We start from the raw sequence: 11,578 nt of genomic DNA, 5'->3' as shown, positions 1-11,578 counted from the left end.
ATCGGAGGGTGATATGGCAATGACTTACCACCTGGACGTCGTCAGCGCAGAGAAACAAATGTTCTCTGGTCTGGTCGAGAAAATCCAGGTAACGGGTAGCGAAGGTGAACTGGGTATTTACCCGGGGCACGCGCCGCTGCTCACCGCCATTAAGCCTGGTATGATTCGCATCGTTAAGCAGCACGGTCACGAAGAATTTATCTACCTGTCAGGCGGCATTCTTGAAGTGCAGCCGGGTAGCACGACCGTCCTGGCGGATACCGCAATTCGTGGCCAGGATCTCGACGAAGCGCGAGCCCTGGAAGCGAAACGTAAGGCTGAAGAGCACATTAAGAGCTCTCATGGTGACGTGGATTACGCTCAGGCGTCCGCGGAACTGGCCAAAGCGATCGCTAAACTGCGCGTTATCGAGTTGACCAAAAAAGCGATGTAACACCGGCTTGAACGTAAAAAGCCAGTCTGGTTTCCAGGCTGGCTTTTTTTATGGCCAGCTGCTGACGAGCAGATGAAGTGAAAACAGAGTTCACCCTTAATTGTTATTGATTAGTTAAATGATGAAGCGTAGACTCTGTTTTATGTGATGTGTGTCACATAAAATAGCGTTATCAAATTGCACCTGCGTCAGGAATTCATCATGAAACTGTTCCATAAAATCATCGCTAAATTTAGCGTCCTGAGCTTCTAAGCTCCGCGCTATCTCCCCCGCTGACACGACGTATCGCCCATCAAAACGACAACACTGGCGATGTGAAACCGGGCAAAGAAGGTCACCTGACGGTGGCCTTTCGTTTTTAATCACTACATCAATCACTTTGCCGCCCTCCCCCCGCCAGCGACTGGCGACGATTATCCTGGTTCTTCCCGCTATGGGTGCTGAAAACCGCTTTCCGCAGCGGCTTTATTCAGGTGACGAAAAAACAGCAAAAGCAGTGAGATAGTCAATGATTATCCTCCCTACCCTCCTTTTTCAGCGTTAAACTGATTTGCAGTGGTTAAAAATAGCGTCATAAAATGGTGTATAGCCATGAGCCTGGACGTTTTCTCCACGTCTCGTTTTATGATGAAAAATATGTAGAAATTTCAACGTGAAAGGCTTTTACTTTTCGTTCTAACTACCGTCAGGATGAGTATGTCAAATAGTGCGATGAGCGTGGTTATCCTTGCCGCAGGCAAAGGGACCCGCATGTATTCCGATCTTCCTAAGGTGCTGCATACCCTGGCCGGGAAGCCAATGGTGCAGCATGTCATTGATGCCGCTAACGATTTAGGCGCATGTGCGGTACACCTGGTGTACGGCCACGGCGGCGATCTGCTGCGTCAGACGCTGCATGAAGACAACCTGAACTGGGTGCTGCAGGCCGAGCAGCTTGGAACCGGGCACGCCATGCAGCAGGCGGCGCCGTTCTTCAATGATGATGAAGACATCCTGATGCTCTACGGCGACGTGCCGCTGATCTCCGTCGAGACGCTACAGCGCCTGCGCGCCGCGAAACCGCAGGGCGGGATTGGTCTGCTGACGGTGAAGCTGGATGATCCAACCGGCTATGGCCGCATTACCCGTGAGAATGGCCAGGTGACAGGCATCGTTGAGCACAAAGATGCCAGCGAGGCGCAGCGCCAGATTCAGGAAATTAACACCGGGATCCTGATCGCCGGCGGAGCAGATCTCAAGCGCTGGCTGGCGAAGCTCACCAATAACAACGCCCAGGGCGAATACTACATCACCGATATCATCGCCATGGCGCATCAGGAAGGTCACGAGATCGTTGCCGTGCATCCCCAGCGCCTGAGCGAAGTCGAAGGCGTCAACAATCGCCTGCAGCTTGCGCGCCTGGAGCGCGTCTACCAGGCTGAGCAAGCGGAAAAGCTGCTGCTGGCGGGGGTGATGTTGCGCGATCCGGCGCGTTTCGATCTGCGCGGTACGCTGCAGCACGGGCGCGATGTGGAGATCGATACTAACGTTATTCTGCAAGGCCGCGTCGTGCTGGGCGATCGCGTGAAAATCGGCGCCGGCTGCGTGATTAAAAACAGCACTATCGGCGATGATTGCGAAATCAGCCCCTACAGCGTGGTAGAAGATGCCCAGCTGCAGGCGGCCTGCACCATCGGCCCATTTGCCCGTCTGCGCCCGGGCGCCGAACTGCTGGAAGGCGCCCACGTTGGCAACTTCGTGGAAATGAAAAAGGCGCGTCTCGGCAAAGGCTCCAAGGCGGGTCATCTGACCTATCTGGGCGATGCGGAGATCGGTGATAACGTCAATATCGGCGCGGGCACCATCACCTGCAACTATGATGGCGCGAATAAACATAAAACGATTATTGGCGATGATGTCTTTGTCGGCTCGGATACCCAGCTGGTGGCCCCGGTCACGGTAGGCAACGGCGTCACGATCGCCGCCGGCACCACCGTCACACGCAATATCGCCGATAACGAACTGGTGTTGAGCCGCGTACCGCAGGTCCACAAACAGGGCTGGCAGCGTCCGGTGAAGAAAAAATAAACAGGATTGTCGCTGGGGGTGAAAAACGCCCGGCGAACCAGGATGAGAGGGTCAATATAGATCCCCGTCCGCAGGCAGTACCATAACAATAACCCCACTCTCTACAAGGCTCGGGGCGCCCGGAAAACGGGCAAATACAGGTCAGCGACAACGCATGGCATATCGCCATTATCAGGAAATTTAACTATGTGTGGAATTGTTGGCGCAGTCGCGCAGCGTGATATTGCTGAAATCCTTCTCGAAGGTTTACGTCGTCTGGAATACCGTGGCTATGACTCTGCCGGTCTGGCGGTAGTCGACAGCGAAGGTCATATGACCCGCGTGCGTCGCCTGGGTAAGGTACAGATGCTGGCTCAGGCGGTCGAAGAGCAACCGTTACACGGTGGTACCGGGATCGCCCATACTCGTTGGGCGACGCACGGCGAACCGTCTGAGAGCAATGCGCATCCGCATGTTTCTGAACACATTGTGGTGGTCCATAACGGGATCATCGAAAACCACGAGCCGCTGCGCGCACTGCTGCAGTCTCGCGGCTATGTCTTCGTCACTGAGACCGATACCGAAGTTATCGCCCATCTGGTGCACTGGGAGCTGGAACAAGGTGGTACCTTACGTGAAGCCGTGCTGCGCGCCATCCCGCAGCTGCGCGGCGCCTACGGCACCGTCATCATGGATACCCGCGACCCGGGAACTCTGCTGGCGGCCCGCTCCGGTAGCCCACTGGTTATCGGTCTGGGCATGGGTGAAAACTTTATCGCCTCCGACCAGCTGGCGCTGCTGCCGGTTACCCGCCGCTTCATCTTCCTCGAAGAGGGCGATATTGCGGAAGTGACTCGTCGCTCGGTGGTGATTTTCGATAAATCCGCTGCGCAAGTGAAGCGCCAGGAGATCGAATCCAATCTGCAGTATGACGCCGGCGATAAAGGTATCTATCGCCACTATATGCAGAAAGAGATTTTCGAACAGCCGAACGCGATTAAGAACACCCTGACCGGGCGTATCAGCCACGGCGAAGTCGATCTCAGCGAGCTGGGGCCGAACGCCAATGAAATGCTGGCTCAGGTCGAACATATTCAGATTGTTGCCTGCGGGACTTCCTATAACTCCGGGATGGTCTCCCGCTACTGGTTTGAAGCGTTAGCCGGCGTGCCGTGCGATGTGGAAATCGCCTCCGAATTCCGCTATCGCAAGTCCGCGGTGCGTCGTAACAGCCTGATGATCACCCTTTCCCAGTCCGGTGAAACTGCCGATACGCTGGCGGCGCTGCGATTGTCGAAAGAGCTGGGCTATCTCGGCTCGCTGGCCATCTGCAACGTGCCGGGCTCGTCGCTGGTGCGCGAATCCGATCTGGCGCTGATGACCAAAGCCGGAACGGAAATTGGCGTGGCCTCGACCAAGGCCTTTACCACTCAGCTGACGGTGCTGCTGATGCTGGTGGCGAAACTGGCGCGATTGAAAGGTCAGGATGCGTCCATTGAGCATGATATCGTCCACGGCCTGCAGGCGCTGCCGAGTCGTATCGAGCAGATGCTCTCTCAGGACAAGCGTATTGAGCAGCTGGCAGAGCGTTTCTCTGATAAGCACCATGCGCTGTTCCTCGGCCGCGGCGATCAGTATCCGATCGCCATGGAAGGGGCGCTGAAGCTGAAAGAGATCTCCTACATTCACGCGGAAGCCTACGCGGCGGGCGAGCTGAAGCACGGCCCGCTGGCGCTGATTGATGCGGAAATGCCGGTGATCGTGGTGGCGCCGAACAACGAGCTGCTGGAAAAACTGAAATCCAACATCGAAGAAGTTCGCGCCCGCGGCGGTGAGCTGTACGTCTTCGCCGACGGTGACGCCGGCTTCAACGGCAGCGACAACATGCACATCATTGAGATGCCGCATGTCGAAGAGACCATCGCCCCCATCTTCTACACCGTGCCGCTGCAGCTGCTGGCTTATCACGTTGCGCTGATCAAAGGCACAGACGTTGATCAGCCGCGTAACCTGGCGAAATCGGTCACGGTTGAGTAACGTATTACCTCTTTTGCAAAGGGCTGCCGGCGGTGGCCCTTTTTTATTTTCACCTGCTGTTTTTCGCCGATATTGTGCGCAATATGTGGGATGGCGATAGACGACAACCGATCGTTTTGCACTGCGATTTGGCTGTCATAAAAAGAAAATTATTCCGTCATCGTATGGTCATGCTTGCAGATAACCATTTGAGTTATAAGCGTATTATTTGACGCAAAATCCCTTCTCTCAGCCTGTCATAAAACTGTCATAATTCGTACATTTTACTGTCACCTCTTTGACCTATTTTGCTCACCATAGCCTCGAAACAATGATTTACGAATCCCAGCAGGAGACATTATGAACGTTATGCGTACCACCGTCGCAACAGTTGTCGCCGCGACCTTATCGATGAGCGCTTTCTCTGCTTTCGCAGCAGCAAGCCTGACTGGCGCAGGTGCAACTTTTCCTGCGCCGGTGTATGCCAAATGGGCTGACACCTATCAGAAAGAAACCGGCAATAAAGTGAACTACCAGGGTATTGGTTCCTCTGGTGGCGTTAAGCAGATTATTGCCAACACCGTTGATTTCGGTGCTTCTGATGCTCCGCTGGCTGATGACAAACTGACCCAGGAAGGTCTGTTCCAGTTCCCGACCGTGATCGGCGGCGTGGTGCTGGCGGTTAACCTGCCTGGCGTGAAATCCGGCGAGCTGGTGCTGGATGGCAAAACCCTCGGCGATATCTATCTGGGTAAAATTAAAAAATGGGATGACGAAGCGATCGCTAAACTCAACCCGGGTCTGAAGCTGCCGTCGCAGAATATCGCCGTGGTTCGCCGCGCCGATGGTTCCGGTACCTCCTTCGTCTTCACCAGCTACCTGTCCAAAGTGAATGAAGAGTGGAAATCGAAAATCGGCGCAGGCTCTACCGTTAACTGGCCAACCGGTCTTGGCGGTAAAGGCAACGACGGTATCGCCGCCTTTGTTCAGCGTCTGCCGGGCTCGATTGGTTACGTCGAATACGCTTACGCCAAACAAAACAACCTGGCGTACACCAAACTGGTCTCTGCCGATGGCAAACCGGTTAGCCCGACTGAAGACAACTTCGCTAACGCCGCAAAAGGCGTTGACTGGAGCAAGTCTTTCGCTCAGGACCTGACTAACCAGAAGGGTGAAAATGCATGGCCGATCACCTCAACCACCTTCATCCTGGTGCATAAGGCGACTAACAAGCCTGAGCAGACCGCTGAAGTGCTGAAGTTCTTCGACTGGGCGTATAAAAACGGCGGGAAAGAAGCGAATGCGCTGGACTACGCATCGCTGCCGGAAAGCGTGGTTGAGCAGGTTCGTGCGGCATGGAAAACCAACGTCAAAGACAGCAGCGGTAAAGCGCTGTACTAACAGTAGATTTTTGACGAAGATGGCGGGGGCGTTCAGCGCTGCCCGCCCTACGGTTCAGACTGTAGGCCCGGAAGCGAACGCCACCGGGCATTTATTCGAACAAGCTTTAATACGTAAAGAGTAATCTATGGCTGCAACCAAGCCTGCATTTACCCCTCCGGGGAAAAAGGGTGACATGATTTTCAGTGCGCTGGTAAAACTGGCTGCGCTGATTGTGCTATTGATGCTGGGCGGCATCATCGTTTCCCTGATCATCTCTTCCTGGCCGAGCATTCAAAAGTTTGGCTTTGCCTTTTTGTGGACCAAAGAGTGGGATGCGCCCAACGAAATCTTCGGCGCGCTGGTGCCGATTTACGGGACCCTGGTGACCTCCTTTATCGCGCTGCTGATCGCCGTACCGGTGAGCTTCGGCATCGCGCTGTTTCTGACGGAACTGTCCCCCGCCTGGCTCAAGCGTCCGCTGGGCATTGCGATTGAGCTGCTGGCCGCGATCCCGAGTATCGTGTATGGCATGTGGGGCCTGTTTATTTTCGCCCCGCTGTTTGCGACTTACTTCCAGGAGCCTGTTGGTAACGTCCTGTCGACTATTCCGTTCGCCGGCGCGCTGTTTGCTGGCCCGGCGTTTGGTATCGGTATTCTCGCCGCTGGCGTCATTCTGGCCATCATGATCATCCCTTATATCGCCGCGGTAATGCGTGATGTTTTCGAACAGACGCCGGTGATGATGAAAGAGTCGGCCTATGGCATCGGCTGCACCACCTGGGAAGTGATCTGGCGCATCGTATTACCGTTCACCAAGAACGGGGTGATCGGCGGCGTGATGCTCGGTCTGGGCCGCGCGCTGGGTGAAACCATGGCGGTCACCTTTATCATCGGTAACACCTACCAGCTCGACAGCATATCGCTGTATATGCCGGGGAACAGCATTACCTCCGCGCTGGCCAACGAATTCGCCGAAGCCGAAACCGGTCTGCACGTGGCGGCGCTGATGGAACTGGGTCTGATCCTGTTCGTTATCACCTTTATCGTTCTGGCGGCGTCGAAGTTTATGATTATGCGCCTCGCGAAGAATGAGGGGGCACGCTAATGGCGACCATTGAAATGCAAAGCACCGCCGAGCTGGCGGAGTCTCGCCGCAAGATGCAGGCTAAACGCCGCATGAAGAACCGTATCGCCCTGGCGCTGTCGATGGCCACCATGGCGTTTGGTTTGTTCTGGCTTATCTGGATCCTGATGGCGACGATAACCCGCGGCTTCGACGGCATGAGCCTGGCGCTGTTTACCGAAATGACGCCGCCGCCGAATACCGCGGGCGGCGGTCTGGCCAACGCCCTCGCCGGCAGCGGCCTGCTGATCCTGTGGGCGACTATCTTTGGTACGCCGCTGGGTATCCTCGCTGGAATTTATCTGGCGGAGTATGGCCGCAAGTCGGTGCTGGCGGAAATTATCCGTTTTATTAACGATATTCTGCTTTCCGCGCCGTCTATCGTGGTTGGTCTGTTCGTCTACACCATCGTGGTGGCGCAGATGCAGCACTTCTCCGGCTGGGCGGGGGTGATCGCCCTGGCGCTGCTGCAGGTGCCTATCGTTATTCGTACCACCGAAAACATGCTGAAACTGGTGCCGGATAGCCTGCGTGAAGCGGCCTATGCGCTGGGTACGCCGAAGTGGAAGATGATCTCGGCGATCACCCTGAAAGCGTCCGTCTCGGGGATTATGACCGGGATCCTGCTGGCTATCGCCCGTATCGCCGGGGAAACGGCGCCCCTGCTGTTTACCGCGCTGTCCAACCAGTTCTGGAGCACCGACATGATGCAGCCGATTGCCAACCTGCCGGTGACCATTTTCAAATTTGCCATGAGTCCGTTTGCGGAGTGGCAGCAACTGGCATGGGCCGGGGTATTGATTATCACCCTGTGCGTCTTGCTGCTGAACATCCTGGCGCGCGTTATCTTCGCCAAGAAGAAACACGGTTAATTTTTGCGGCGCAGCGACAGCTGTGCTGAATGAGGAAGAGATTGAGATGAGTATGGTGAATACAGCCCCGGGTAAGATTTCAGTTCGCAACCTGAACTTCTACTACGGTAAATTCCATGCCCTGAAGAACATTAACCTGGATATCACCAAAAACCAGGTGACGGCGTTTATCGGTCCGTCAGGCTGTGGTAAATCCACTCTGCTGCGTACGTTCAACAAGATGTTTGAACTGTATCCGGAGCAGCGCGCGGAAGGCGAGATCCTGCTGGATGGCGACAACATTCTGACCAACACCCAGGATATCGCCCTGCTGCGTGCCAAGGTTGGCATGGTATTCCAGAAGCCAACGCCGTTCCCGATGTCCATTTACGACAACATCGCTTTCGGCGTGCGCCTGTTTGAAAAGCTGTCCCGTGCCGATATGGATGAGCGCGTGCAGTGGGCGTTGACCAAAGCCGCATTATGGAATGAAACCAAAGATAAACTGCACCAGAGCGGGTATTCTCTCTCCGGCGGTCAGCAGCAGCGCCTGTGCATCGCCCGCGGTATCGCGATCCGCCCGGAAGTCCTGCTGCTTGATGAACCTTGCTCAGCGCTGGACCCGATCTCTACCGGGCGTATCGAGGAGCTGATCACCGAGCTGAAGCAGGATTACACCGTCGTTATCGTGACTCACAACATGCAGCAGGCTGCGCGTTGCTCCGACCATACGGCATTTATGTATCTTGGCGAGCTGATTGAGTTCAGCAACACGGATGACCTGTTCACCAAGCCCGCGAAGAAACAAACTGAAGATTATATTACTGGCCGCTACGGTTGATTTGCCCTTGTGCTTTCAGGCTCTCACCAGTTGGGCAATCAGGAGACACCATGGACAACCTAAATCTTAACAAACATATTTCCGGCCAGTTCAACGCTGAACTGGAGTATATCCGCACCCAGGTGATGACCATGGGTGGGCTGGTGGAGCAACAGCTTTCTGATGCGATCACCGCCATGCATAACCAGGACAGCGATCTGGCGAAACGCGTGATTGACGGCGACAAGCAGGTCAACATGATGGAAGTGGCGATCGATGAAGCCTGCGTGCGCATCATCGCCAAGCGCCAGCCGACCGCCAGCGACCTGCGCCTGGTGATGGCGATCATCAAGACCATCGCTGAGCTGGAACGCATTGGCGACGTGGCGGATAAAATCTGCCGCACCGCGCTGGAGAAGTTTTCCCAGCAGCACCAGCCGCTGCTGGTGAGCCTCGAATCGCTGGGCCGCCATACGGTGCAGATGCTGCATGACGTGCTGGATGCCTTCGCGCGTATGGATCTCGACGAGGCGGTACGTATCTATCGCGAAGACAAGAAAGTCGACCAGGAGTATGAAGGCATCGTGCGTCAGCTGATGACCTACATGATGGAAGACTCGCGCACTATCCCCAGCGTTCTGACGGCGCTGTTCTGCGCGCGCTCCATCGAACGTATCGGCGACCGCTGCCAGAATATTTGCGAATATATTTTCTACTTCGTCAAAGGCCAGGATTTCCGTCATGTGGGCGGCGATGAACTGGATAAACTGCTCGCCGGAAAAGATCCGAAAGAGTAATAATCATTTTGTCTAATTCTGATAAATGGATTTATCAGAGTTAGATATGATTCCTCCAGCAGCAGCGATATTGCTGCGATTATCGTCACAATTAACAGGCTGCCCGTTTGAGTTCTTCATTTTATCGCGTAACAATCAGTATCCACTGACTGAGCGCGCAAGCTCAGAATGTTTTAAACGGATTGTTACTGCGACAGCAGGCAAAACCTGATATTGCCCCCCCACGGCGGCGATATCAGGTTTTTTTATGCGCGCTAAGAATGAATTAATAAGGGTTGCTACCGCGATGCGCGGGCAAAACCTGAAGAGGATTATCTGTTTAGGCAGATCGTCTTCTTCGGGTTTTTTTGCTTTTTTCTCACCGCAAAAATAACAGCCCTCGCGCCCTTAAGCGGTATGGATACAGCTATTAGAACCCGCGCGATGCTTGTCGCTGTCGTATTTATTTATGCCAACACTTATATAAGGGAATATTATGTTTAGAAAAACCAGGATCGCTTCGGCGATGGTATTGCTGGCGCCGCTTTGTTATTCAACCACGCTGTTCGCGAGCCAGTTGACGGTAGAGCAACGGCTTGAGTTGCTGGAAAAAGCGCTTAGCGATACGCAAAAAGAGCTCAAAAAATATCAGGACCAGGAGAGAAAAAGAGACCAGATTTGGGCCACATGGTCTTCGCCTGCAGAGAGCCAGAAGCGCACCGTCGCGGCGGCGGCAGGACCGAAAGCAGCAGTGAAACCGGATGCGGTACTGGTCAAAAATCAACAACCTGCCACAGACGGCGCGCCAGCCTACAGCGCGATGACGCTCAAAGATTTTAGCAAGTTCGTCAAAGATGAAATTGGCTTTAGCTATAACGGCTACTTCCGCTCGGGCTGGGGAACCGCCTCGCATGGCTCGCCAAAGTCGTGGGCCATTGGCTCGCTTGGCCGTCTGGGCAATGAATATTCCGGCTGGTTCGATCTGCAGCTGAAGCAGCGGGTGTTTCAGGAAGGCGATAAACGCGTCGACGCCATCGTGATGCTCGACGGGAACGTTGGCCAGCAGTATTCCACTGGCTGGTTTGGTGACAATGCCGGCGGCGAAAACTACATCCAGTTCTCGGATATGTACGTTAACACCAAAGGATTCCTGCCGTTTGCCCCGGAAGCCGATTTCTGGGTCGGCAAACACGGTGCGCCAAAAATCGAGATCCAGATGCTGGACTGGAAAACGCAGAGAACCGATGCGGCGGCTGGCGTGGGGCTGGAAAACTGGCAGGTAGGCGCCGGGAAATTCGATATCGCGCTGGTCCGGGAGGATGTTGATGACTACGATCGTTCTTTAAGCAATAAGCAGCAAATTAACACCAATACCCTCGATATCCGTTACAAAGAGATCCCGTTGTGGGATAAAGCCAGTCTGATGGTCAGCGGACGCTATGTCGCCGCCAACCAAAGTTCTTCTGAGAAATATAAAGAGGGCAATGAAGGCTATTATCCATGGAAAGATACCTGGATGGCCGGCACCTCGTTAACGCAAAAATTTGCTCACGGCGGCTTTAACGAATTTTCTTTGTTGCTGGCGAATAACTCCATTGCCAGCAGCTTCTCGCGCTATGCCGGATCCAGCCCCTATACCACCTTTAACGGCCGCTATTATGGCGACCATACCAATGGCACCGCCGTGCGCTTAACCTCGCAAGGGGAAACCTATTTACGCGATGACATTATTATGGCGAATGCCATCGTTTACTCCTTTGGCAACGACGTTTACAGCTACGAGACCGGGGCCCACTCCGATTTTGAATCCATCCGTACGGTCCTGCGGCCGGCCTATATCTGGAATAAATATAACCAGACCGGCGTCGAACTGGGGTACTTCAGGCAGCAAAACAAAGATGTGACCGGCAAGAAATATAACGAGTCCGGCTATAAGACCACGCTGTTCCATACCTTCAAAGTTAATACCAGTATGCTGACCTCGCGCCCGGAAATTCGCTTCTATGCCACCTATATTAAAGCGAAGGATATCGACCTGGATAAGGCCGCGAATAACACCACCCACATTTTTGAAGACGGTAAAAACGATCAGTTTGCCGTAGGGGCGCAGGCGGAAATCTGGTGGTGAGA

Annotated in this window: 9 protein-coding genes; all 9 read left to right on the top strand. The window is 54.5% G+C overall.

The features are described from left to right. Window positions 1-13 precede the first annotated feature (13 nt). Window positions 14-433 carry a F0F1 ATP synthase subunit epsilon gene (locus ACLH1U_RS23120; protein WP_004107274.1) on the top strand — a complete coding sequence of 140 codons (420 nt, stop codon included), beginning with the start codon at window positions 14-16 and terminating at the stop codon, window positions 431-433. Window positions 434-1,129: 696 nt separating this feature from the next. Beyond that, window positions 1,130-2,500, top strand: coding sequence for a bifunctional UDP-N-acetylglucosamine diphosphorylase/glucosamine-1-phosphate N-acetyltransferase GlmU (glmU, locus tag ACLH1U_RS23115; RefSeq protein WP_032454443.1), 1,371 nt, complete (start codon window positions 1,130-1,132; stop codon window positions 2,498-2,500). Window positions 2,501-2,686: 186 nt separating this feature from the next. Beyond that, the gene (gene glmS / locus ACLH1U_RS23110; RefSeq protein ID WP_023291472.1) at window positions 2,687-4,516 is read left to right on the top strand and encodes a glutamine--fructose-6-phosphate transaminase (isomerizing); all 1,830 of its coding nucleotides are present in this window, start codon (window positions 2,687-2,689) and stop codon (window positions 4,514-4,516) included. 339 nt (window positions 4,517-4,855) lie between these two features. Then, window positions 4,856-5,896, top strand: a complete 1,041-nt coding sequence (gene pstS, locus ACLH1U_RS23105) for a phosphate ABC transporter substrate-binding protein PstS (RefSeq protein WP_023291471.1) — start codon at window positions 4,856-4,858, stop codon at window positions 5,894-5,896. Window positions 5,897-6,023: 127 nt separating this feature from the next. Continuing rightward, window positions 6,024-6,983: a phosphate ABC transporter permease PstC gene (pstC, locus tag ACLH1U_RS23100; protein ID WP_117133137.1), complete on the top strand. Its 960-nt coding sequence runs from the start codon at window positions 6,024-6,026 to the stop codon at window positions 6,981-6,983. After that, window positions 6,983-7,873, top strand: a complete 891-nt coding sequence (pstA, locus tag ACLH1U_RS23095; RefSeq protein ID WP_023291470.1) for a phosphate ABC transporter permease PstA — start codon at window positions 6,983-6,985, stop codon at window positions 7,871-7,873. Before pstC ends, pstA begins: the two co-directional genes overlap by 1 nt. Window positions 7,874-7,919: 46 nt before the next feature. Continuing rightward, window positions 7,920-8,693: a phosphate ABC transporter ATP-binding protein PstB gene (gene pstB / locus ACLH1U_RS23090; RefSeq protein ID WP_004145006.1), complete on the top strand. Its 774-nt coding sequence runs from the start codon at window positions 7,920-7,922 to the stop codon at window positions 8,691-8,693. A 50-nt stretch (window positions 8,694-8,743) separates the two neighbouring features. Continuing rightward, entirely contained in the window at window positions 8,744-9,469 is a 726-nt protein-coding gene (gene phoU / locus ACLH1U_RS23085) for a phosphate signaling complex protein PhoU (protein ID WP_004145007.1), read from the top strand. Window positions 9,470-9,944: 475 nt separating this feature from the next. Next, on the top strand, window positions 9,945-11,576 hold the full coding sequence (locus tag ACLH1U_RS23080) for a carbohydrate porin (protein ID WP_049013454.1): 1,632 nt from the start codon (window positions 9,945-9,947) through the stop codon (window positions 11,574-11,576). Window positions 11,577-11,578: the final 2 nt, after the last annotated feature.

Source organism: Klebsiella sp. 1SOBk5mer (assembly GCF_046603115.1).
GTDB classification, from domain to species: domain Bacteria; phylum Pseudomonadota; class Gammaproteobacteria; order Enterobacterales; family Enterobacteriaceae; genus Klebsiella; species Klebsiella quasipneumoniae.
The sequence above is the reverse complement of the archived record's forward strand: the minus strand, read 5'-3'. Positions and strand labels throughout refer to the sequence as shown.